Here is a 23,007-nt window from a genome sequence, read left to right as displayed (position 1 = left end):
AATGGCAGATACCAATAGCTATGACGCCGCGATCGACCAAACCGCCAAGGATGCCTATTTTACGGCGTCCCAAGGGCAATTGATCTGGACCCGTTTCAAGAAACAAAAAGCGGCGATGGTCGCGGCTTGGGTGTTGGTGGTGTTGATCCTGTCGGGGATATTTGCGCCGTTCCTAACGCCTTATGACCCGACCATCGCGGGCCGCGACAAAGACTATCTGAACGGTGCCCCCACCGTCCCGCATTTCTGCGATGACAACGGATGTTCGTTCCGGCCGTTCATTTACGCGTTAGAGCGTGAGCGATCGATCAAAACGAACTTCAGGTGGGTCACGACCGTCAACAAAGACAAACGGCATTACCTGAAATTCTTTGTCGAAGGGTCCGAATATTCCTTGTTCTTCATGACCTTCAACACCCATCTGTTTGGCGTGGACGAAGGGTACATCCACCTGTTCGGGACCGATTCAACCGGCAAGGACATCTTTTCGCGCACGTTCCATGCCATCAACACATCGCTTGCGGTGGGGACCATCGGGGTGCTGATCGCCTTTGTGCTTGCCTTGGTGATCGGGGGCATATCGGGGTTCTATGGGGGCTGGGCGGATTCCGTCATTCAAATGGCGACCGATGCCGTGCGTACCATTCCGGCGATCCCGCTGTTCATGGCGCTGGCCGCCTTTATCCCCGACACCTGGAGCGCGGAGGAAAGGTTTTTCTTCATCTCGATCATCTTGGGCTTTATCGGCTGGCCCACATTGGCGCGGCGCGTACGCACCCACATCCTGACCGAACGTAATCAGGAATATGTGCTGGCCGCGCGGCTCTGCGGGGCCTCCAGCGGGCATGTCATCCGCAAACATCTGCTGCCCAGTTTTACCAGCTACATCATCGTCGATCTGGTCATTTCCTTTCCGTATATGGTGCTGTCCGAAACCGCGCTCAGCTTTATCGGGCTTGGCCTCAAGGACCCTGTCAATTCGCTGGGTGTCATGTTGCAAAACGTCACCAGCGCCGATGTTTTGCTGAATTATCAATGGTATTTCATTCCGGTGGTGTTTTTCATCATCCTTGTGATGGCATTTGTGTTTGTGGGGGACGGGTTGCGCGATGCGGCTGATCCGTATGGGGATACCAAGAAATGAGCCGACTGATCGACGTTGAAAACCTGACCTTGCAATTCGACACAGACGAAGGCCGCATCACCGCTGTCGATAACGTGTCCTTCAGCCTTGAGGCGGGCGAGGTCATGGGGCTGGTCGGCGAAAGCGGGTCGGGTAAATCCGTGACCGCCAAGTCGCTGATGAAGCTGAACCCCGGCAATGCGGTCTATGGCCCCGACAGCAAGATCACCTTGCATCTGGATGACGGCCCGGTGGATGTGTTGTCGTTGAAAACCGACCGCGAGATGAAGATCGTGCGCGGCGGGGCGATATCGCTGATCTTTCAGGAACCGATGGCCAGTTTCGCGCCTGCGATCTCTATCGGGGACCAGATGGTGGAACAGCTTTTGATCCACACGAATTTCTCCAAGGCGCAGGCCAAGGAGGTGTCGATCGAGATGCTGGACCGCGTTGGCATTTCCGACCCTTCCACACGCTTTGGTCAATATGCGTTCGAACTGTCCGGCGGGATGCGGCAGCGCGCGATGATCGCGATGGCACTGTCGACCAAGCCCAAGCTGCTGATCGCGGACGAACCCACAACGGCGCTGGACGTGACCATTCAGGCGCAGGTCATTGACCTGATGAAGGACCTCGTGTCAGAATTTGGCATGGGGATCGTCTTTATCACCCATGATCTGGGGGTGATTGCGCAGACCGCTGACAAGGTGGCGGTGATGTATCTGGGCCGTTTGGTCGAACAGGGCACCGTGCGGGATGTGATCCGCAAACCTGCGCATCCCTACACCCGCGGGCTGCTGGCTGCCTTGCCAACACTTGATGATATTGACGCACCGCTCACGCCTATCCCCGGCGATATTCCCTCGCCGTTGGAACGCCCTTCGGGCTGCGTCTATCACACCCGCTGCCAAGAGGTGATCGGCCCGCGCTGTGCCGCGCAGGTGCCCGCGTTTCACAACGTCGATGCGGATCACTTTGCCGCCTGCCATCTCTATGATCCGCAAGAGGGGACGACATGACCAACAAACCCTTGATCGCAGCCAAGGGCCTGTCGGTCCACTATGCCTTGCGTGGCAAATTGATCGGCCCGAAACCCTATGTCGGTGCCGTCGAAAACGTCGATATCGAAATCGCGCCGGGCAGCTTTTTCGGGCTGGTTGGCGAATCCGGTTCCGGCAAGACAACATTGGGCCGCGCCATGCTGCGCGCGGCACCGATCAGCCGGGGCGACGTGGTGTTTGACGATGGCGAAGTCGCCTATTCGCTCAAAAAGCTCGGCAAGAAAGAGCTGAAAGACTACCGCAAACGCGCACAACTGATCTTTCAGGATCCCTATGCCGCGCTCAGCCCCCGCATGACCGTGCGCGACATCATCGCCGAACCGCTCGAGGTGATGGGCCTGACCCGCAACCGCGCTGAGACCGACGCGCGGGTTCGCGAAATCGCCGCCAAATGCCGGTTGAACGTCGAACACCTGCGCCGGTTTCCCCATGCGTTTTCAGGTGGTCAGCGCCAGCGTATTTCTATCGCGCGCGCCCTGGTGTCCGGCCCCAAGTTTATCGTGGCCGATGAAAGCGTCGCGGCGTTGGATGTGTCCATTCAGGCGGATGTTTTGAACCTGCTCAAGGCGATCCAGCAGGATATGGGGCTGACATTCCTGTTCATCAGCCACGACCTAAGCGTCGTCGCGCATGTCTGCGATCATGTGGCCGTCATGTATCTGGGTCGCATTGTCGAAACCGCGCCGACGCGCACGCTGTTTTCGGGGCCGCGCCATCCCTATACCAAGGCATTGCTGTCGGCGATCCCGTCGCTGGACCCCGATGACCGGGGCAAGGCGCAAAAGCTTGAGGGGGAAATCCCGTCGCCCACCAACCCGCCGCCAGGCTGTAAGTTTCAAACCCGCTGCCCCGTGGCGATTGACCGGTGCCGCGTGGAGGAACCGACGTTGGAAGCCGCAGGCATCGAACACAAGGTCGCCTGCCATCGCTGGCAGGAACTGGCTGACTAACTGCATGTGGAGTGGTTCAGCGGTGGATCAGGGCAAAAAACCGAACCACCGCCGCTGACCCGTTTCAGGTCTTCTTTTTATCGTTGACGATGTTCATCGACGCGACACCGCTTTGCCCCAGATCGACAGATGCAAACGGCCCGCCGTGGCACATTTCGCCGGGGTCTTTCAGGTCTGCCGGTGCTGCATTCGCCAGAATGGTCTCGGCGAATTGTTCGGCGTTGTCTTTGGGGCGGTACCCCAGAAACGAGGCTTTGGCATTGTCGACCGGTGCGCGGTCGTTGTTTGACACACCGTAAACCACGCTGAACCCGACCGACGGCGTGTCGATGGCACGGGTAACAAGCTGGATCAGGTCATCATAAGACAGCCAAGACCCCAAGGCGCGCGGGTTATTGACCTGTGCGCAGCTCAGGATGCGCAGGCAAACCGCCTCTAGGCCGCGCTTGTCCCAATACATGCTGGCAAGGTCTTCGCTGAAACATTTGGCCAGACCGTAGAACGTATCGGGCTTGTGGGGCGCATCAATGCCGATGAAATCCGCCTTTTTATGCATCCCGACCGCATGGATCGACGACGCGTAAACAACGCGCTGCAACCCGTGCCGATAGGCGGCTTCCCAGATGTTATAGGAGCCGACAAAATTCGGGCCCAGCAATTCTTCGAACGGTTTTTCATCGACGATTGCGCCGAAATGGACAACCATATCAGCGCCTTCCAAAAGCGGCGCAATCTGGTCGTAGACCGCGATGTCGGCTTGGGCGAAACGCTCGTTCGGGTACAAGGTGCCGATGTCATCCGCGATATCGGTGCTGATCAACTCCTCGCACATCTTCGACAAAGGTTCGCGCAGATAAGACCCAAGACGCCCCGCAGCGCCGGTCAAAACCAATTTCTTCAACATTCGTCGTCTCCTTGTTTTTCTTTAGATGATGGCCTGTTCGATCATCTTGCTTTGTGACTCTATCCGGGCGTAATCAAAAGGCGTCAAATCGAGGCTGCGATATTCCCCATAGGCAATCAGTTCAGCAATCCCGCGCCCGATCGCAGGGGATTGTTGCAAGCCATGCCCGGAAAAGCCGTTCATGAATATGAAATTCCCGACCTCGTTATGGGCCCCCAGAATCGCGTTCTGGTCCAGTGTATTATAGGCATAATGCCCGACCCATTCATTGATCACCTTGACCCGTTCAAACTGGGGTATGCGGGTGGCAACGGCTGGCCAGACCTTGTTTTCCCACAGGCTGTGATCAAACCCGAAATCGTCATAGGCAACGGCCGGATCATCGTCAGGCGGCGATCCTGCCATGTAATATTTGCCCTCGCTGCGAACATGGATGCCGGACGGGTCAATCGTCAGTGGCAGATCACGGTCCAACGGGTCGGCGGCATCAAAGACAAAGGTATAGCGTTTGCGCGGCTCAACGGGCAGGGAAACCCCTGCCATCTGCGCAGTGGCAAGGGCGCGGGGGCCTGATGCGTTCACCACGGTGCCGCAGGCAACAATGCAGCCGGATTTCAGCGTGACGGATGTGACCGATTTGCCGTCGGGTGATTTGGTCATCGCGACGACCTCGTCGTGAATAAACTCGACCCCGCCGCGTTTGGCCTTTCGTTTGAACCAGTCAAACATCGTGCCGCCGTCGAAATAGCCTTCGTCGATCAGGTTGTGGTTGCCCGCCAGAATATCGTCCAGCTGATAGAACGGATAGGCGGCGGCAATCTCGTCACGGGTTAGATGTTTTGTGCCTGCGCCAAGAGACGCCTGTATTTGCTGGTTGCGCAAAAGGGTCTGCGCGAACTCGGGATCATCGGCAAGATACATGTAGCCAAAGCTTTGCAGCGCAAGATGCGGTACCTCCGGATCGTTGCCCATGAAGGCGCGGAAATTCTTGATGAACTTTGCGCCGAATTGCGACACCTTGATGTTGATCGCAGAACTGAACTGTTGCCGGATGCAGCTGTTCGTGTGGCTTGTTGACGCGAATTGATATGTGGGGTCACGTTCAATCACCAGAACGGTCCCGTCAAAGCCCGAAGTCTGCGTCAGCCACCACGCAAGGGATGATCCAAATATCGCACCGCCCACAATCACCACGTCATAGGACGAACGCAAATGGGTCATATCAAGGGCCTTTCATGGGTGGTGTTTCGCTTGAGGGTAAGCATCTGCCAATATCGACCCTATTTGTAAGACAGCCGCAATAGAAATTAGGTTGCACCGCATGTGCATGGTATCAAACCGGCTGACAGTATTTTCATTGGAAAAATCCATGCCAAACTTTAGTTAGTTGATTACGCTATAGTATACTTTCGATCTTTTGGAGAACGGACCCGTGCACATGGACCGGAACGAAATTGAAAACCTTATCGCGCGGGTAGCACTTCGGGATCGCGCGGCGTTTGAGCAGCTTTATGATCGTGTTTCCGCGAAACTTTTTGGGGTATGCCTGCGTGTGTTGAACAAGCGCGCTGCAGCAGAGGATGCGATGCAGGATACTTTTGTAAAGATTTGGAAAAACGCAGACCGGTATAATGCCAACGGGTTAAGCCCGATGACATGGCTGATCACGATTGCGCGCAACACGGCCATCGATCGGCTAAGGGCACGCAAAAAGGGCCATCAGGATATTGATACCCCCGGTTTTGAACTGGTTGCCCCCGGTCCCAACCCCGAACAAGCCGCCGTCGCATCCTCAGAGGCGCTGCGTCTGTCAGGCTGCCTCGACACTCTTGAGCAAGACCGCGGCAATGCCATTCGGGGCGCTTATCTGGATGGTGAAACCTATGCCGATCTTGCGGACCGTTTTGGCGTGCCGTTGAACACAATGCGCACATGGCTGCGCCGAGGATTGATCGCCCTGCGGGAGTGTATGAGCCAATGACCGATCAAACAGAGTTTCCCGACAATGACGACATTCATGCCGCAGAGCTGGTATTGGGGCTTGCCTCGGATGATGATCGGACTGCGGGACGTCGGCGGATGGCCACGGACCCGACCTTTGCCGCCCATGTCGTGTTCTGGCAAGAGCGTCTGGCGGCGATGGCCGATAGCATTGATCCGGTTGCCCCGCCTGCAAGGTTGAAACAGCGGATGCTTGCGCAGGTGTTCCCGGCCAAGCGGGTTTCCATCCTTGAGCGGGTGTGGCTCTGGCAGGGGATCAGTGTGGCTGCCCTTCTGTTTGCGGGCTATCTGGGCGTTCAGCTATTGACGATCAATACGCAACCGAACCAACAACCGGCAGTTCTGGCCGCGCAATTGGTGAGCGACACAGGCCCCTTGCAAGTTTTGGCCGTGATTGAACCGGTAAGCCATGAAATTGCGCTGCGGCGGATCGCAGGCGAGGCCCGGACGGATAGATCGTTGGAACTGTGGGCCATTCTGCCCGGACAGGCCCCTATTTCGCTTGGGGTGTTGCCTGACAGTGAAACCGCACGCATTTTGGTGCCGGCCGCGCTACGCAGTCAGGCGGCGCAGTTTACATTGGCGATCACGGATGAACCTTTGGGCGGCTCACCGACGGGCGGGCCAACGGGTGATGTCTTGGCCGCGGGGCCCATGACAACGCTGTGACGGCCTGATGTCAGGAAATGATTGTTGGCGGGGATGGGCGACCTGGCGGCCATCCAGACAATGCGGATAAAACTGTTTGTTTTTTGGTCAGCCGTGGCAACGGTTTGTCATCCAACTTTGTGAATAAAGAAGCGGCAGCATGTTTGGCGTTCATTGATGCTGCAACGTGGTGTTTTCGATCGTATCTGTGCCGCCTGCAAACGGGGGCATCGATCGGTGGGAAAGCGGGTTCAGACCGGTGCAACGTTAATGAGTCTTAAGGTATAACGGAACTCTTTGCCGCTTGAGTAAGTTTAATCAGTGTAAGCGCATGGCGCATGGTAACGAGTATCTGCCGAACGACCCTGATATTCAGGGCGCTCGGCAGTTCAATTCTATCAGGTATCAAGAATGATCCGGTCGAAAGGGGCCTCCCATGAAACGTAGGAATTTTATAAAATTTGGCAGTGTTGTTGCGGCTGCATCTCCGTTTGCTTTCGTCGGGGCCGCGCAGGCGGCTAACGTGGCAAAAGGTGATTTCGAGGTGAGCTTTACCCCCGAACAATGGCGTGCGCGCCTGGACCCTGCTGCTTACGACGTGCTTCGCGAAGCGGGGACGGAGCGGGCTTTTTCCAGCCCTCTGAACGACGAAAAACGCGCTGGGACATTTCAATGCAAAGGCTGCGACCAACCTGTCTACAGCTCCGAGACAAAATTCGACAGTGGAACCGGCTGGCCCAGCTTCTATGCACCATTGGAAAATGCCGTTGCCACGATGGAAGACCGCCGCCTGTTTTCAGTGCGCACCGAGGTGCATTGCGACCGCTGCGGCGGGCATCTGGGCCATGTGTTCGATGACGGGCCAAAACCGACAGGCCAGCGGCACTGCATCAACGGCGTCGCACTGACGTTTAAGCCAGCTGTTTAAACACATAAGCCGCATGATCGACCGCTAGGTCAATGTCACCATATCTTCGGGCCGCCTGTAAAGGGCGGCCCGTCTTGGTTAACAATCTGGGCAAAAACCCAAACCGTTCCTTGGTTTAAACAAACAGCATTTCAGGTTCCACGCGGTTTCGCCCGCAAGGTCGGGTCGGCTTGTGTCGGGTCTTCGGGCCACGGGTGGCGCGGATAGCGGGCGCGCATGTCTTTGCGGACATCGGCGTATGATCCTGTCCAGAACCCCGGCAGATCCGTGGTCACCTGAACCGGGCGCTGGGCGGGGGACAGCAAGGTGATTTGCAGCGGTTGGCCGGCGATCATCGGGTGGCGGGTGACACCGAACACCTCTTGCAGGCGCAACGATATCTGCGGCTGCGCGCCGTCATAATCAATTGCCAGCTTGCGCCCCAGAGGGGTGGTGAAATGCGCCGGTGCTGCCTTGTCCAGCATTTGTTGTTCATCCCACGACAGCCGCGCCACAAGCGCCGGATGCAGATCAAACCCCTTCCAGTCGCCGGTGCTGCGGACATTGGTCAGATGCGGCAGCAGCCAGTCCTCCAGCGTCGCCATCAGATGCGCCTCTGAGAAATCGGGGAAATCGCTGCCCATCAACCGGGCACGGGCAAGGAACAGTTTCGCGGCCTTACCGGGCATTAACCCAAGCTGCCGCACACCGTCCAGCATCGCCAGCGCGATTTCATCGGGGCTGGCGTCTGACCACGCACGATCATCCAGCACCAAGGCACCGAACCGTTCTTGTTGCCGCGTCAGAACCCGCCCTTCGCGGCGGGACCAGATGCAAACATCATGCCAGCCGATCTGTTCGGGAAATGTTGCCCGTAAATCCGCGTCAGACAGGCGCACGGCCTGACGGATGCGCGCCTCGCGGGGGTCACCGTCCAGATCGGTCGCAACCAGCAACCGCTCGCTGGCCATCGGGTCGCCATCAGGCATCACCGCCCCCTTTCCGCCTGACATCACAAAACGCGGGCTGTCGCCCTTGCGGCGCAAGGCTACACGGTCGGGATAGGCCAGCGCGGCAAGCACGCCCAATGTGTCAGGCCCGTCGGTTTTCTGACCCCGCGCAAGGCGCTTGGCCTCTTGGCGGATGCGGGCGAGGGTGGCGTGGTTGACCTCTCCCAAGGTGCGTTTGCCTGCAACGGCGTCCATGCGCAGCGACAGATCAACGGGGGCACCGCGCAGCGGGTGACGCTCCGCCAGAATGGCAGCAAGCGTCGGCGCGCTGCGCCCGCCTTTGGCCACCATATGCGCCAGTCTGGGATGCAAGGGCAGCTTTGCCAGAGCGCGCCCGTGTTCGGTGATCCGCGCGTTACCATCCAAGGCCCCCAACATCTGCAACACAGCTTGGGCCTCTGCCAGACGGCCTTCGTGGGGCGGGGTGACGAAGCCCAGATCAGTGGCCTGAGCCCCCCAGATCGCAAGCTCCAGCGCAAAGGATGACAAATCGCCAACCTCGATCTCGGCGGGAGGAAAGGCGGCCAACGCGCCTTCCTCTCCCTTCGTCCACAGCTTGTAGGCCACCCCTTCGCTGGTTCGGCCCGCGCGACCCGCCCTTTGGGTGGCCTCGGCCCGCGTGACGCGATCCGTCACCAACCGTGACATGCCCGATGCTGGGTCAAACCGGGCACGCCGCGCCTTGCCACCATCCACGACGATCTGGATGCCTTCGATGGTTAAAGACGTCTCGGCGATCGAGGTCGCAAGAACGATCTTCCGCCCTGTTTCCGCCGGCGCAATGGCGGCCCGCTGCGCCTTGAATTCCATCGCACCAAACAAAGGGGCCAAGGTGCAGTCTGACGGTATGCGGTCCCTTAATGCGGCCTCGACCCGGCGGATTTCGCCTTCGCCGGGCAGGAACACCAACGCCGACCCCGGAGAGGTATGCAGCGCATGGATCACCAGATCGGCAACAGCCTGTTCGAACCATTGTTTGCCGGTCGGCCGGTCCAGCCAATGCGATGTCACAGGAAAACTGCGCCCCTCAGAGGTGACAATCGGGGCCTCCATCAAGGCCGCAACGGGGGCTGCATCCAGGGTGGCAGACATGGCCACCAACAGCAGATCGTCGCGCAACGCGCCCGCCACCTCAAGACACAGCGCCAGCCCGAGATCGGCGTTCAGCGACCGTTCGTGGAATTCGTCAAAGATCACGGCACCGACACCGGGCAAATCGGGGTCCTGCTGCAACATGCGGGTCAGAATGCCTTCGGTCACCACCTCGATACGGGTCTGGGCGCTGATGGCGGATGCCCCGCGCACGCGAAAGCCGACCGTCTGGCCGACATCCTGCCCCAGGGTGGTCGACATCCGTTCGGCAGCCGCCCGCGCGGCAAGGCGGCGGGGTTCCAGCATGATGATTTTGCCCTTGGTCAGGCCCGCATCCAGCATTGCCAAAGGAACGCGCGTGGTTTTACCGGCACCGGGCGGGGCTTGCAAAACGACACGGCCGGACGCGCGCAGGGCGTCAATCACCTGCGGCATCACATCATCAATAGGAAGGTCATAGGCCATGCGTCAGCTTATGGGACAAATGGCTTGCGCCGCCAACCCTTGCGTTGGTCTGGACATTTGCGCCGCATCGCTTGAAAGATGCAGGCCAAGGCATGGGGACGGCGCATGAATATTGATGAATTGGCCAAGGGTATCATTGCAGGCGAACGGCGGGCATTGGCACGGGGGATCACGCTGGTCGAATCCTCCCGCGAGGACCACCGCGCGCAGGCCACAGCCCTTTTGGCTGCGTTGCCCAAAGACCGCGAAGCCCTGCGGATCGGTTTGTCGGGCACACCGGGGGTTGGCAAATCAACCTTTATCGAAAGCTTTGGCATGATGCTGATCGGGCGCGGATTGCGCGTGGCGGTTCTGGCGATAGATCCGTCCTCGTCGCGCTCGGGCGGCTCTATTCTGGGGGACAAGACCCGCATGGATCTGCTGTCGCGCGAAAAGGCCGCGTTTATTCGCCCGTCGCCCAGCCAGACCCATCTGGGTGGCGTGGCCCGCCGCACCCGTGAGGCGGTCAGCCTGTGCGAGGCCGCAGGTTTTGATGTGGTGTTGATTGAAACGGTGGGGGTCGGACAATCTGAAACCGTTGTGGCGGAAATGTCCGATCTGTTCTTGCTGCTTTTGGCCCCTGCCGGGGGGGACGAATTGCAAGGCGTGAAACGCGGGATCATGGAAATGGCGGACATCATCGTGGTCAACAAGGCCGACGGGGATCTGAAACTCGCAGCTTCGCGGACATGTGCGGATTACGCAGGGGCGTTGCGGTTGATGCGAAAGCGGCCCCAGGACCCTGATGGTTTCCCCAAAGCGATGATGGTGTCTGCGCTGCAAGAAGACGGATTGGCCGAGACATGGGACGAGGTCCAGAAGTTGATCGAATGGCGCCGCGACAACGGATTTTGGCAAGGCACGCGTGCGTCGCAGGCGCGATACTGGTTCGAACAATCGGTGAAGCAGGAATTACTGGCCCAGCTTGAAACCCCAAAGGCGAAAGCCGCGCTCAAGGTTCTGGGCGACCGCGTGGCAGAGGGGCTTGAAGACCCGACAAAGGCCGCTCAGGATTTCGTTATGCAGCTCGACCGTTAGGATCGCGGCGGAATTTTTGAAAAATTCCGGCACGATTTTTTTACAAAAAATCGGCACCGGACGAAAGGGCAGGGGCTATCTGGCGGCTTTGGGATGGGCGCTGTTGTAGACTTCCATCAAACGCGCCGTATCGACCGCAGTATAGGCTTGGGTGGTCGACAGAGATGCGTGACCCAACAGCTCCTGAATGGCACGCAGATCGCCGCCCGCGTCCAGCAGATGGGTGGCAAAGCTATGGCGCATGGCGTGTGGCGTCGCTGTTGCGGGCAGCCCCAGTTGCATCCGCGCATCCATCATTACCTGTGAAATCGCCCGCGCTGCCAACGGGCCGCCCCGCATCGCCTTGAACAGGGGGGCGTCGCGTTCCTGTGGAAAGGGGCAGGCGCGCAGATAGGCGTCTACGGCGTCTTTGGCGGCTGGCAACACCGGAACAACCCGTTCCTTGCCGCCCTTACCGACAATGCGTAACACATCCGGCAACGGTGCGTCAGCGCCCTTTAGGCCAAGCGCCTCTGATATGCGCAGCCCGCAGCCCCACAGCAGGGTCAGCACGGCCACATCGCGCGCAGCCACCCATGCATGGCGCGATTGCAATTCAACGCAGTCGATCATCGCTTTGGCGGCATCCACAGCCAAGGGGCGGGGGAGCTTTTTGGAAAATTTTGGGGACCGTGTCGATAGAACGGCGGTGGGCTCGAATCCCTCGCGTTCGGCCAGCCACCGATAGAAGGCTTTGACCGATGACAGCTTGCGCGCCAAAGACCGCGGCCCGACATCCGGCCCGCGTGTTTTGGCCATCCAGCTGCGCATGTCCGAGATGGTCAGCCTGGCCAATGCGCCCAAGCCCTGACTGTCGCCCTTGTGCAAGGTCATGAACGCCAGAAAATCGATCACGTCGCCTTGATAGGCGGTGATTGTATTTTCGGCGGCACCTTTCAGGGCACGTTGGTGGTCAAGCCAGGTTTGCAGCGCATCCCGCGCGGCGGGGCTGATCAGAAGAGCATTTACACCCGTGCTCAAGACAACCAGCGGCGCATCGCCCGCTCGAACACGCCGGTGAAAAAGCCCAACAGGTCTGTGCCTTGTTGCGGCCCGAACATATGCGGGTCTTCCGACCCCAGAATAAGCAGACCGGGCAGGCGGCCATCGCCAAAGTTCAGTTTCAGGCAGGCTTCGGATCTGATCCAGTCGGCGTTATCGCCATAAACGCTTGCGGGGCTGTCCTGAACGCCGCGCAGGGTCACCTGACGCACGTTGCCGCCGCGCCCGGAGGTGAGATAATCATCGATAAAGCCGGGTTCAGCCACGTTCAGTACATCGCCCAGTCGCTTTACCGCCGGATCATTGTCGTTCTGGACAGATTCCAGAACCAGCCTGACGGCATCGACCCGCAGGATGTCAGCAACATCGCCGCCCAGATCGCGCAAGAATGTTTCGAACTCGACAGGGTCAAGCATCCGCAGAATGGCGCGGTGAATTTGATTGGTGCCCGCCAGATTTTCATAGGCAGCGGCGATGACATTACGATGGGTGTCTTCCAGCCGGTCCAGGCGTGTTTCCAGCCGGTCCATCGCGATTCCGCGTAGATCGACGATATTGCCGCCCATCGCACGTTCGTTGGCGGCGATCAGGGCCTGCATCACGTCATTGTCGTCAAGGATGACATCTGGCTGCGAAATGATCGCTTCCCGAAGGGAATCTTCGATTTTGTGGCTACTGCTCATGCTCGTCTCGTTTTTATTTTTTAATGCAATAACACGCGGGAATCCCAAAATCTGCTTTTTTCTTTCGGCAACGCGCCGGTTTTTTCGCAGATTGATGTTTTTCGGCCCCGTGCGCCAATGCAACTTTGGCGTTGATAGGGTCATTGCGGTGTCGAATGAGGGCAGAATCAGGGGACCAAAGAAAGCCGGAGCTCCAGACCGCACCGTCATTCAGCCGGATTTTCCTGCCAGACCCGGGCATGTAGCGTGCGATGCCCAAGAACAGCGCACGCCAGAATGTTTTACAGAATCTTCTGACCGGTCTTGGCCCAGTCGGCCATGAACTGCTCAAGACCTTTGTCGGTCAGCGGGTGCGTGGCCAGCTTTTTGATCACTTCTGGTGGGGCGGTCATCACGTCGGAACCGATACGCGCGGCTTCCAGAACGTGGTTCACCGTGCGGATCGATGCGGCCAGAATTTCAGTCTCGAAACCGTAGTTGTCATAGATGATGCGGATATCCTGGATCAGTTCCATGCCATCAAGGTTGATGTCATCCAAACGACCGATGAACGGAGAGATGAATGTCGCGCCGGCTTTGGCCGCGATCAACGCCTGATTTGCCGAGAAGCAAAGCGTCACGTTCACCATCTTGCCTTCGCCCGACAGAACCTTACAGGCCTTCAGGCCGTCCCATGTCAGGGGCAGTTTGACAACGATGTTTTCCGCGATCTCGGCCAGCTTGCGGCCTTCGGCGATCATGTCGTCTGCCTTGAGGGCGACAACTTCGGCCGACACGGGGCCGTCTACCAGATCACAAATCTCTTTTGTGACTTCCAGAATGTTACGGCCCGATTTCAGGATCAGCGACGGGTTGGTTGTAACCCCGTCGACCATGCCCAGATCGTTCAGTTCTGCAATCGCGTCGATTTCAGCTGTATCTACAAAGAATTTCATATTGCTTCCTTCCGGTTGGAATAGAGTGGCCTAATGGCTATGTCTGTTGCCACACGCTTTAGCGCATGATCCGCGCTGCTGAAACCCTAATTCCCGTAACCCAAGGCCGGAGCCGCTGGTGACATCCCCTGAATTCTTTCACCAAGGTGATTTGGTCGCCGTTCTGACAACCCAACCCTTGGGTCGCGCCCTTGATTACAAGGCCCCCGAAGGCGGCTGCCATCTGGGGGCGTTTGTCGAGGTGCCGCTGGGCCCGCGCAAAGTTCTGGGTGTTGTCTGGGGCGCGGGGCAGGGCGATTACGAATTGTCGAAAATCCGGTCCGTCATACGCGTGATGGACGCCGCCCCCATGCGCGAGGAGTTGCGCGCGTTCCTGAGCAGGGCCGCCGCCTATACGCTGACGCCGATGCCCGCGATGTTGCGGCTGGCCACCCGCGCGCCGGGGCTGGGCGACCCGCCCTCGATGCGCAAGATTTACCGGCGCGGCACATCAGAGCCCGACCGCATGACAGATGCCCGGCGTCGGGTGCTGGAAACCCTGGCGGAATACGGTGATCTGTCCTTTACCCTCAAGGAGCTGGCCGAGATGGCCGGGGTGACGTCATCGGTGATCAAGGGATTGGTTGCGCAAGATGCCGTGGTTGAACAGGACAGCCCCCGCGATGTGCCGTTTTTGCGGATGGACCCAAGCCTGCCCAGCAAAGATCTGACACAGGATCAGGCGGATGCGTCGGCGCTGCTGGCCAAAGGGGTGCACTCAGGCAAATACGGCACGACATTGCTGCGCGGTGTGACGGGGTCGGGCAAGACCGAAGTCTATCTTGAGGCCGTGGCCGCCGCGCTGAAAGCCGGACGTCAGGCGCTGGTGCTGCTGCCCGAGATCGCGCTGACCGAACAGTTCCTCCACCGGGTCGAAGCACGGTTTGGCGCAAAGCCTGCCGAATGGCATTCAGGGGCCACCATGACCGAACGCCGCCGCATCTGGCGCATGGTCGGGCAGGGGCAGGCACAAGTGGTGATCGGTGCGCGGTCGGCGCTGTTCTTGCCGTTCCAGAATCTGGGGCTGATCGTCGTGGATGAAGAACACGACACCTCCTATAAGCAAGAAGAAGGCGTGCTGTACAATGCCCGCGACATGGCGGTGCTGCGCGCATCGATCTGCGGGGCGCAGGTGGTTCTGGCCTCGGCCACGCCCAGTCTGGAAAGCTGGGCCAATGCCGAGGCGGGTAAATACACGCGGGTCGAGCTGACCTCGCGATTCGGGCCTGCCGTCATGCCGGAAATGGGCGCAATCGACATGCGCGCTGAAGGATTGCCAAGCGACAAATGGGTGTCACCGACCTTGCGTGCAGAGGTCGATAAACGACTGGAGCGCGGCGAGCAGGCGATGTTGTTCATCAACCGCCGCGGCTATGCGCCCGTGACGTTGTGTCGGGCCTGCGGGCACCAGATCGCTTGCGATCATTGTGATGCGCGCATGGTCGAACACCGGTTCCTCAAGCGACTGGTCTGCCATCAATGCGGCGAAAGCAAACCGATGCCCGATGCCTGCCCGTCCTGCGAGGTCGAAGGCAAGTTGGCCGCCGTGGGGCCGGGGGTCGAACGGTTGGGCGAAGAGGCCGCCGAGCTGTGGCCGGACGCACGGGTCGCCACGCTGAGTTCGGACATGTACGGATCGGCCCGCGCCCTGAAGGCCGAGATCGCGGGCATTGCCGAGGGGGCCGCAGACATCATCATCGGGACGCAACTGGTCGCCAAGGGCCATAACTTTCCGAACCTGACATTGGTGGGGGTGATTGACGCGGATCTTGGGCTGATGGGGTCGGACCTGCGCGCTGCCGAGCGGACCTTTCAGTTGATGCGGCAGGTCGCGGGGCGTGCCGGACGCGCCGAGGCACCGGGGGCCGCGATGTTGCAGACCTACCAGCCCGACCATCCGGTGATCCGCGCCATTCTGGCGGGCGAGGAAGAAGCCTTTTGGAAGGCCGAGGCGGCAGAGCGGCGGCAGGCCGGTGTGCCACCCTACGGGCGCATGGCGGGGATCATTCTGAGCGGGCCGGATGTGGCTGCGCTGTTTGATGCGGGCAACCAACTGGCGCGGCAGGACGGGCCGCTGCGTGCGGTTGGTGCGCAGGTTTACGGCCCCGCCCCCGCGCCGATTGCACGGGTGCGCGGGCGTCACCGCGTGCGGTTGCTGGTCAAGGCAGACAAGTCGGTGCCCCTGCAAGAGGCGCTGGCCAGATGGGTCGGGCAGGTGCGTTTGAAGGGGGATGTACGGATTGCCGTCGATATTGACCCGCAAAGTTTTTACTGAGTCTTTATTGGTTTTGCCTGACCGGCAAAACATGCCTTCGGCGAGGATTTATTTCCATTTGGAAGAGGCGGCGGGATTTCATTGCACCGCCTTCGTTTGATTTGACCTCGTCAAGGTTGGGAATGGGGCGTAAAGGATTTGCCATGACCCAATTTGTGACCCTTGAGGATGCCAAGCATCAACCGTTTTGGCGCCGCCCGGTGGCGTTGTTGTTCCTGATGGCTTTGGCCATGCCGGTGGCGTTCAATACGTGGTCGGCGTTGCTGAATAACTTTGTGATCGAGGTCGCGAATTTTGACGGCTCGGATATCGGGCTGTTGCATACGGTGCGCGAGATTCCGGGGTTTCTGGCTGTTGGTGTGATTGCGATCATCATCTTTGTGCGCGAGCAGGTCCTGGGATTGGTGTCGCTGGTTTTGCTGGGGGCGGCCACGGCTGTCATGGCCTGGTTCCCGTCAATGGGCGGCATTTTGACGATCACCATGCTCAGCTCGATCGGGTTTCATTATTACGAGACGGTGAACCAGTCGTTGCAGTTGCAATGGCTCAAGATTGAAGATGCGCCGCGGATGATCGGCTGGTTGATGGCGGCGGGGTCTGCTGCGACTTTGGTGGCTTACCTGGCGATTATGGCGCTGTGGGACACGCTGTCGCTGTCCTATAACATCGTTTACATGATTGGCGGCAGTGTCACCGTGGTCGTCGCCTTGTTCGCGCTGTTTGCCTATCCGCAGTTCGAGGCACCGCATCCGCAGGTCAAAAAGATGGTGCTGCGCAAGCGGTATTGGCTCTATTATGCATTGCAGTTCATGTCGGGCGCGCGGCGTCAGATATTCGTGGTGTTCGCGGGCTTCATGATGGTCGAACGGTTTGGCTTTGATGTGCATGAAATCACCCTGCTGTATTTGGTCAACCTGATCGCCAACATGATATTCGCGCCGCTTATGGGGCGGGCTGTCGGGTTTTTCGGGGAACGGCGGACGCTGTCGTTTGAATATGTCGGGCTGATCATGGTGTTTCTGGCCTATGGCGGCGTTTATTATCTGGGCTGGGGTGTGGTCGTGGCGGCGAGCCTGTATGTGATTGACCACATGTTTTTTGCGCTGGCGCTGGCCTTGAAAACCTATTTCCAGAAGATCGCCGATCCTGGTGATATCGCGCCCACTGCGGCGGTTGCCTTTACCATCAACCATATTGCGGCGGTGTTCCTGCCTGTCGGCCTTGGCCTGCTGTGGCTGGTGTCGCCCGCTGCGGTATTCGTGCTGGCCGCGGCGATGGCGGGGGTGTCGCTGATCCTGTCCTTGATGATCCCGCGCCACCCCATGCCGGGCAACGAGACGATATTTTCGCGACCACAGACCGTGGCCGCCCAATAGCCAAGCCTTGACCCGACCCGCGCCCCTGCTTTAGGCGACGCGAGCAACCTGCGGAGAGACCAATGCCCACATTCACAGCCCTGACGACCCTTGAAGGACGCACGCCAGCCTATGCTTTGGGCGAGGCGATGGAGAGTTTGACCCCGGAGCCAACAGGGGTTGGCGTGTTCGAGATGGAAGACGGATCGGGCCTGTGGGAAGTGGGCGGCTATTTCGAGGAAGCCCCGGACCAGACTGCCTTGGCAATTCTGGCGGCTGCGATGGGCGCAAAAGATTTCGTGGTTTCCGAACTGCCCGAGACCGATTGGGTGGCCCATGTGCGCCGCGAACTGTCCCCCGTCGAGGCGGGTCGGTTTTTCGTTTATGGCAGCCACGACGCCGACAAGGTGCCCGAGGGCTGTGAGCCGCTGTTGATCGAGGCCGCGATGGCATTCGGGACAGGGCATCACGGCACGACATTGGGCTGCCTGCGGGCGCTGGACCGCTTGGCCAATGGCGGTATGGTTGCGCAGAACGTGGCTGATATCGGCTGTGGCACTGCCGTTTTGGCGATGGCTGCCGCGCGGATATGGCCGAACCCCGTGTTGGCCAGCGATATCGACGAGGTTGCGGTTGACGTGGCGCGGGCGAATGCTGCGGCGAACGGGCTAAGCGATCGTTTGATCTGCGTAGAGGCAGCCGGGTTTGATCACCCCGATCTTGCCGCAAAGGCCCCCTTTGATCTGATCTTTGCAAATATCCTGAAAGGGCCGCTGGTTGCGCTGGCCCCGGATATGGCAGAGGCGCTGGCCCCGAACGGCATGGCGATTCTGTCTGGAATCCTGAACGAGCAAGCAGATGACGTGGTTGAGGTTTATGCACGATCTGGCATCAATCTGGTTAACAGAGAGATGATTGGCGACTGGACAACGTTAACGGTCCAGAAATCGACACAATAACAGCCGCTTTTGCGCCGCATTTGGTGCGATTTTGTGGAAAATGGCGTTTTTTTCCTGTATTGTATGTTTTGTGAAAGGTGGGGGCCTTAAGCAATCCGAGGCGACCATGGTTGAGACACATCAACAATTTGGGAAGCGCGTTAATAATTTGAACCGCAAGCACAAAGCTTTGGCGAATGGTTATTATACAACAATTCGTAACGACGGACTGGTCATTGCAAGGCCACGTCGTCGGGACACAGGCCTGCCCGTCAAATATATTCTGGCACTGGTGGTTCTGTTTGTCTTGCTCAAGGCATTTATGCTGTCGGCAAACGGGCCGGGCACATATCAGATCCGGCTCAATGCCCTGAGCGAGGGGACGGCAATTGAGCGGGCCGGTGCTTGGATTTTGCAAGTGGATCCGGTGACGCAAGCGCTGGCCAACAAGATCGGTCCGGTCTTGCGGGGCGATGTTGCAAAGCTTTAACCGCACCTGATCTGCTATTTAGAAAAAAATTTAGCCACGCTACCGTCTGGTAGGCGTGGCTATTTTTTGTCCGATGGACTGCCCTTGGGGCATGGGTCTGTCATTGCGCGTTAGCGAATGAAGTGGTTCAGCGCGACATTTTCGATATCGCCACGTGTCAGGCCGATATCATCAAGTTCGCGGTCTGTCAGTGAAGACAAAGCGTTGCGTGTTACGCGTGCATCGTTCCAGGCAATAACGCTGGCAACAATGTCACCCAGATGGGAGAAAGCGCGGTTGACTGTGGAAGCCGTCGCGTAGTTGGTTGTTGGTGTGTAGAACATAGCCATGAGAGCCATCCTTGAATTTCAAATAAACTGGTAGTCGCGTCGTTGTGCCCAGCAACTAGGCAGTTTGAAAACACGCCACAACACGCAGACTTGCATGTGTGATCTGCGTTTGCTGCATAGCAGCATAATCCGCCGGAGCCGTAGTAAAATATGGCGAATCCAAGGCACAGCGATTGCCGTGAACAGATGTCCGAGCGTCGCTTTCGCGCAGTTAAGCGCGGCAAATGCGCCAATTGTGTCCATTTCAAGGCATATGGGAAAAGGCCTTGGTGGATGTTCGTGTTTTGTGCTAATTGTCGAAAAAGATAAAAACTGAGGTAAAAAAGCACATGATACGGGTAATCGGGATTGATCCGGGGCTGCGCAACATGGGGTGGGGGGTCATTGATGTGGCCGGAAGCCGGATAAGTCATGTTGCAAACGGGGTTTGTGTGTCCGAAGGGCCGGATCTGGCTTCGCGGCTTTTGTCGCTTCATGCACAGCTGACCAGAATAATGGTGACCTACCGCCCGCAATCCGCTGCGGTCGAGCAAACATTCGTGAACAAGGACGGTGCTGGCACGCTAAAGCTGGGCCAGGCGCGCGGAATCGCGATGCTCGTGCCTGCGCAGGCGGGGTTGGCGGTGGGTGAATATGCGCCCAACACCGTCAAGAAAACCGTCGTGGGCGTCGGCCACGCGGATAAGGGGCAGGTGTTGCACATGGTGCGTATGCAACTGCCGGGGATCGAGATCGCAGGCCCGGATGCCGCCGATGCATTGGCGATTGCGATTTGTCATGCGCATCACGGCGGGGCCAGCACCTTGGCCCAGGCGGTCGCAAGGGCAAGCGCATGATTGGCAAGATTACAGGCCGTATTGATTACCGCGCCCCCGATCATGTGCTGATTGATGTGCGCGGTGTCGGGTATCTGGTCTATTGTTCAGACCGCACATTGGCAGCGCTTCCGGGTGTCGGGGAGGCAGTCGCCCTGTTCACCGACTTGGTCGTGCGCGAAGATTTGATGCAGTTGTTCGGCTTCCAGACCCTTGTTGAAAAGGAATGGCACCGCCTGCTGACCTCGGTTCAAGGCGTCGGTGCCAAGGCATCGCTGGCGATTCTGGGCGCGCTTGGCCCTGATGGCGTCAGCCGTGCCATTGCGCTTGGTGACTGGAATGCCGTCAAAGCGGCCAAAGGCGTTGGCCCGAAAATTGCGCAGCGGGTTGTTCTTGACCTCAAGGACAAGGCACCGGGTGTGATGGCGATGACTGGCACGCTGGCCGAAGCCCACGGCGAGGTTGAAGCGATGCAAGTGATCGAATCCCCCGCGCCCAAGCGCAAGCCAGTACCGGCCCCCAATCAATCGGCGCAATCGGAGGCGCTGTCTGCACTTGGCAACCTTGGCTATGGTCCGGGGGATGCCGCAGGGGCGGTGGCGCAAGCCGCCGGCGAAAACCCCGATGCGGAAACACCGGCCCTGATCCGCGCGGCGTTGAAACTTCTGGCCCCCAAGGGGTAGAGTAGCCGCATCGGCATAAAGCGCCCCAAAGTTTTGGAAATTGAATGATCGACAGCGACCCCACCTTGCGGCCCGATCCGCTGCCAGAGGATTTTGACCGCGCCTTGCGGCCTCAGATGCTGGATGAATTCGTGGGCCAGGCCGAGGCGCGTTCGAACCTCAAGGTATTTATCCAATCCGCCAAGCAACGCAAAGAGGCGATGGACCACACGCTGTTCCACGGCCCCCCCGGTTTGGGCAAGACGACGCTGGCACAGATTATGGCGCGCGAATTGGGTGTCGGGTTTCGCATGACATCTGGGCCGGTGCTGGCCAAAGCCGGTGATCTGGCGGCGATCCTGACCAACCTTGAAGCCCGCGATGTCTTGTTTATCGACGAAATCCACCGTCTGAACCCCGCCGTCGAAGAAGTGCTGTACCCCGCACTTGAAGATTTTGAGCTGGATCTGGTGATTGGCGAAGGACCCGCCGCGCGCACCGTGCGGATTGAATTGCAGCCCTTTACGCTGGTGGGGGCCACCACGCGGATGGGCCTGCTGACCACGCCGCTGCGCGACCGCTTTGGCATCCCGACCCGGCTGGAGTTCTATACAGAGGATGAGTTGTTCATCATCGTGGACCGCAATGCCCGCAAGCTGGGCGCACCGGCGGATGAGGGCGGCGCGCGCGAAATCGCCAAACGCGCCCGTGGTACGCCGCGGATCGCAGGGCGTCTGTTGCGCCGCGTCGTGGATTTCGCGGTGGTCGAAGGCAACGGCCGTGTAACGCAGGAACTGGCCGATATGGCACTGACGCGGTTGGGTGTTGACCGTTTGGGTCTGGACAGTGCCGACCGCCGCTATCTGCGGCTGATTGCCGAGAATTACCAAGGCGGGCCGGTCGGGATCGAAACGCTGTCAGCAGCCCTGTCGGAATCACGCGATGCGCTGGAAGAGGTGATCGAGCCGTTCTTGTTGCAGCAGGGCTTGATCCAGCGCACACCGCGCGGCCGGATGCTGGCGCAAAAGGCATGGACCCATTTGGGAATGGCACCGCCAAAACCACGGGCGGACCTGTTTGGCTGACGTCGCGCAGCCTTCGGCGAGGATTTTAGACCATTTGGAAAATGTGATGACACCACAAGATATCGAAAAACTGTTTACGCGGGACAGTGGGGATTTTGTCTTTGCGCGGTGGGGGCGGCCCCTTTCGCCTGTTGTGTTCGGCGTGGACGATGCGACCCTGTCTGTCATCAAGGGCGCGCTGGAGGCGGTTTGTGTTTTGTCGGGTCACAAGATGGCCGAGACGGACCCGGAACTGGGCAGCAATCTGATGATGTTCTTCTTCAAGGAATGGGCCGAACTGCCAGAGGTGCCGGGGCTGGATCGTCTGGTGCCGGATTTGGGGCCTTTGGTCGAGAAGCTGGAGGCGGTGGATGCCAATCAGTACCGGTTGTTCCGGTTTGACGAGGCCGGTGCGATCAAGGCCTGCTTTGTGTTTTTGCGCATGGACGAACATCTAAGTTCGGTGCCTGCGCAGACCTTGGCGCTAAGCCAGATTGTGCAGTCCTTTCTGCTTTGGTCTGATGTGGCCTTCAAGGACCGGTCGCCTTTGGCTGTTGCGGATCAAACCACCATCCTGCGCCCCGACATAGCAGAGCTTTTGCGGGCGGCGTATGATCCGGTGCTGCCATCTGCTGCGCAGGATGCGTCCCATGCGCTGCGTCTTTTTGCGAGGTTAAACAAACCCCAATGACCCATACCCTGCCGATCCGCGTCTATTACGAAGATACCGATATGGCGGGTATCGTCTATTACGCCAATTATCTGCGCTATATTGAACGGGCGCGCAGCGATTGGGTCCGCGAGATCGGGATCGACCAGCTTGAGATGAAAGCGGATGGCGTTGTTTTCGCGGTGCGCAGGGTCGAAGCAGACTATATCGCGCCCGCAGTTTTCGACGATCTGCTTGAGGTGCGGACATGGGCGACGTCCATCGGGCCTGCGCGCATGAAGATGGCCCAGGAGGTCTGGCGCGGCGATACGGTGCTGTTTCGCGCCGCAGTCACGATTGTGTGTATCAGCGCCAGCGGGAAACCGTGCCGATTGCCAGCGAAACTTCGCTCAATCCCTCTGTGACGCGCGGATTGACGCCATAATCCTAGCAATCGACATTGCACTCGGCTAAGCTTGTGCCAAATAGCGCCT

At 59.0% G+C, this 23,007-nt stretch carries 23 protein-coding genes; 16 read left to right on the top strand and 7 right to left on the bottom strand.

Going from position 1 to position 23,007, the window contains the following annotated elements; all coding sequences use genetic code 11:
• Window position 1: 1 nt before the first annotated feature.
• From ACSQ13_RS13755 to ACSQ13_RS13745, 3 genes are read left to right on the top strand one after another with little or no spacing between them, the layout of a single operon-like run.
• Complete coding sequence (locus ACSQ13_RS13755; RefSeq protein ID WP_176248139.1) at window positions 2-1,144, top strand: ABC transporter permease; 1,143 nt, start codon at window positions 2-4, stop codon at window positions 1,142-1,144.
• On the top strand, window positions 1,141-2,142 hold the full coding sequence (locus ACSQ13_RS13750) for an ABC transporter ATP-binding protein (protein WP_176248140.1): 1,002 nt from the start codon (window positions 1,141-1,143) through the stop codon (window positions 2,140-2,142). The genes ACSQ13_RS13755 and ACSQ13_RS13750 overlap by 4 nt, the downstream gene beginning before the upstream one ends.
• Window positions 2,139-3,134, top strand: a complete 996-nt coding sequence (locus ACSQ13_RS13745; RefSeq protein ID WP_176248141.1) for an ABC transporter ATP-binding protein — start codon at window positions 2,139-2,141, stop codon at window positions 3,132-3,134. The genes ACSQ13_RS13750 and ACSQ13_RS13745 overlap by 4 nt, the downstream gene beginning before the upstream one ends.
• A 64-nt stretch (window positions 3,135-3,198) precedes the next feature.
• Here ACSQ13_RS13745 and ACSQ13_RS13740 read toward each other — a convergent pair whose 3' ends face one another.
• Both ACSQ13_RS13740 and ACSQ13_RS13735 read right to left on the bottom strand, forming a co-directional pair.
• Window positions 3,199-4,038: an NAD-dependent epimerase/dehydratase family protein gene (locus tag ACSQ13_RS13740; RefSeq protein WP_176248142.1), complete on the bottom strand. Its 840-nt coding sequence runs from the start codon at window positions 4,036-4,038 to the stop codon at window positions 3,199-3,201.
• Window positions 4,039-4,059: 21 nt separating this feature from the next.
• Complete coding sequence (locus tag ACSQ13_RS13735; RefSeq protein ID WP_295511519.1) at window positions 4,060-5,259, bottom strand: NAD(P)/FAD-dependent oxidoreductase; 1,200 nt, start codon at window positions 5,257-5,259, stop codon at window positions 4,060-4,062.
• Between the two features lie 217 nt (window positions 5,260-5,476).
• On the opposite strand from ACSQ13_RS13735, the gene ACSQ13_RS13730 reads away from it, so the two are divergent.
• From ACSQ13_RS13730 to msrB, 3 genes are all read left to right on the top strand, one after another.
• Window positions 5,477-6,019, top strand: coding sequence for a sigma-70 family RNA polymerase sigma factor (locus ACSQ13_RS13730; protein ID WP_176248144.1), 543 nt, complete (start codon window positions 5,477-5,479; stop codon window positions 6,017-6,019).
• The gene (locus tag ACSQ13_RS13725; protein WP_295511516.1) at window positions 6,016-6,708 is read left to right on the top strand and encodes an anti-sigma factor; all 693 of its coding nucleotides are present in this window, start codon (window positions 6,016-6,018) and stop codon (window positions 6,706-6,708) included. Before ACSQ13_RS13730 ends, ACSQ13_RS13725 begins: the two co-directional genes overlap by 4 nt.
• 415 nt (window positions 6,709-7,123) lie before the next feature.
• Window positions 7,124-7,615 carry a peptide-methionine (R)-S-oxide reductase MsrB gene (gene msrB / locus ACSQ13_RS13720; protein WP_176248146.1) on the top strand — a complete coding sequence of 164 codons (492 nt, stop codon included), beginning with the start codon at window positions 7,124-7,126 and terminating at the stop codon, window positions 7,613-7,615.
• 131 nt (window positions 7,616-7,746) lie between these two features.
• Here the strand turns inward: msrB and hrpB are convergent, their stop codons facing one another.
• Window positions 7,747-10,161 (bottom strand): ATP-dependent helicase HrpB, encoded by a 2,415-nt coding sequence (hrpB, locus tag ACSQ13_RS13715; RefSeq protein ID WP_295511512.1) that lies wholly within the window; start codon window positions 10,159-10,161, stop codon window positions 7,747-7,749.
• 105 nt (window positions 10,162-10,266) lie between these two features.
• On the opposite strand from hrpB, the gene meaB reads away from it, so the two are divergent.
• On the top strand, window positions 10,267-11,238 hold the full coding sequence (meaB, locus tag ACSQ13_RS13710) for a methylmalonyl Co-A mutase-associated GTPase MeaB (RefSeq protein ID WP_295511509.1): 972 nt from the start codon (window positions 10,267-10,269) through the stop codon (window positions 11,236-11,238).
• A gap of 75 nt (window positions 11,239-11,313) precedes the next feature.
• On the opposite strand, the gene ACSQ13_RS13705 is transcribed toward meaB, so the two are convergent.
• The 3 genes from ACSQ13_RS13705 to fsa form a co-directional block, all read right to left on the bottom strand.
• Window positions 11,314-12,258, bottom strand: a complete 945-nt coding sequence (locus ACSQ13_RS13705; protein WP_176248149.1) for a tyrosine recombinase XerC — start codon at window positions 12,256-12,258, stop codon at window positions 11,314-11,316.
• Complete coding sequence (locus ACSQ13_RS13700) at window positions 12,255-12,962, bottom strand: DUF484 family protein (RefSeq protein ID WP_176248150.1); 708 nt, start codon at window positions 12,960-12,962, stop codon at window positions 12,255-12,257. Before ACSQ13_RS13700 ends, ACSQ13_RS13705 begins: the two co-directional genes overlap by 4 nt.
• Window positions 12,963-13,243: 281 nt before the next feature.
• On the bottom strand, window positions 13,244-13,897 hold the full coding sequence (gene fsa / locus ACSQ13_RS13695; RefSeq protein ID WP_295511503.1) for a fructose-6-phosphate aldolase: 654 nt from the start codon (window positions 13,895-13,897) through the stop codon (window positions 13,244-13,246).
• Window positions 13,898-14,015: 118 nt separating this feature from the next.
• On the opposite strand from fsa, the gene ACSQ13_RS13690 reads away from it, so the two are divergent.
• The 4 genes from ACSQ13_RS13690 to ACSQ13_RS13675 all read left to right on the top strand — a co-directional run bounded on the left by ACSQ13_RS13690 (window position 14,016) and on the right by ACSQ13_RS13675 (window position 18,994).
• On the top strand, window positions 14,016-16,211 hold the full coding sequence (locus tag ACSQ13_RS13690) for a primosomal protein N' (protein WP_295511502.1): 2,196 nt from the start codon (window positions 14,016-14,018) through the stop codon (window positions 16,209-16,211).
• Between the two features lie 143 nt (window positions 16,212-16,354).
• Window positions 16,355-17,587, top strand: a complete 1,233-nt coding sequence (locus ACSQ13_RS13685) for an MFS transporter (protein ID WP_295511500.1) — start codon at window positions 16,355-16,357, stop codon at window positions 17,585-17,587.
• 62 nt (window positions 17,588-17,649) lie between these two features.
• Window positions 17,650-18,525: a 50S ribosomal protein L11 methyltransferase gene (locus ACSQ13_RS13680; protein WP_176248154.1), complete on the top strand. Its 876-nt coding sequence runs from the start codon at window positions 17,650-17,652 to the stop codon at window positions 18,523-18,525.
• A 40-nt stretch (window positions 18,526-18,565) separates the two neighbouring features.
• A complete protein-coding gene (locus tag ACSQ13_RS13675; protein WP_295511497.1) occupies window positions 18,566-18,994 on the top strand; it encodes a hypothetical protein in 429 nt (142 codons plus the stop codon).
• Between the two features lie 110 nt (window positions 18,995-19,104).
• Here the strand turns inward: ACSQ13_RS13675 and ACSQ13_RS13670 are convergent, their stop codons facing one another.
• The gene (locus ACSQ13_RS13670) at window positions 19,105-19,323 is read right to left on the bottom strand and encodes a DUF1127 domain-containing protein (RefSeq protein WP_176248155.1); all 219 of its coding nucleotides are present in this window, start codon (window positions 19,321-19,323) and stop codon (window positions 19,105-19,107) included.
• A gap of 329 nt (window positions 19,324-19,652) precedes the next feature.
• Here ACSQ13_RS13670 and ruvC point away from each other — a divergent pair, with 329 nt between their 5' ends.
• From ruvC to ybgC, 5 genes are read left to right on the top strand one after another with little or no spacing between them, the layout of a single operon-like run.
• On the top strand, window positions 19,653-20,159 hold the full coding sequence (gene ruvC, locus ACSQ13_RS13665; RefSeq protein WP_176248156.1) for a crossover junction endodeoxyribonuclease RuvC: 507 nt from the start codon (window positions 19,653-19,655) through the stop codon (window positions 20,157-20,159).
• Window positions 20,156-20,821, top strand: coding sequence for a Holliday junction branch migration protein RuvA (gene ruvA, locus ACSQ13_RS13660; RefSeq protein ID WP_295511494.1), 666 nt, complete (start codon window positions 20,156-20,158; stop codon window positions 20,819-20,821). The genes ruvC and ruvA overlap by 4 nt, the downstream gene beginning before the upstream one ends.
• A 44-nt stretch (window positions 20,822-20,865) precedes the next feature.
• Window positions 20,866-21,885, top strand: coding sequence for a Holliday junction branch migration DNA helicase RuvB (ruvB, locus tag ACSQ13_RS13655; RefSeq protein WP_176248158.1), 1,020 nt, complete (start codon window positions 20,866-20,868; stop codon window positions 21,883-21,885).
• Between the two features lie 46 nt (window positions 21,886-21,931).
• The gene (locus ACSQ13_RS13650) at window positions 21,932-22,555 is read left to right on the top strand and encodes a hypothetical protein (RefSeq protein ID WP_295511491.1); all 624 of its coding nucleotides are present in this window, start codon (window positions 21,932-21,934) and stop codon (window positions 22,553-22,555) included.
• On the top strand, window positions 22,552-22,938 hold the full coding sequence (gene ybgC, locus ACSQ13_RS13645) for a tol-pal system-associated acyl-CoA thioesterase (protein WP_295511490.1): 387 nt from the start codon (window positions 22,552-22,554) through the stop codon (window positions 22,936-22,938). Before ACSQ13_RS13650 ends, ybgC begins: the two co-directional genes overlap by 4 nt.
• Window positions 22,939-23,007: the final 69 nt, after the last annotated feature.

The sequence above is a fragment of the Sulfitobacter sp. SH22 genome, assembly GCF_965641905.1.
In the GTDB taxonomy this organism is placed as follows: domain Bacteria; phylum Pseudomonadota; class Alphaproteobacteria; order Rhodobacterales; family Rhodobacteraceae; genus Sulfitobacter.
Note: the sequence above shows the minus strand (reverse complement) of the source record. Positions and strands in the feature narration are given on the sequence as shown.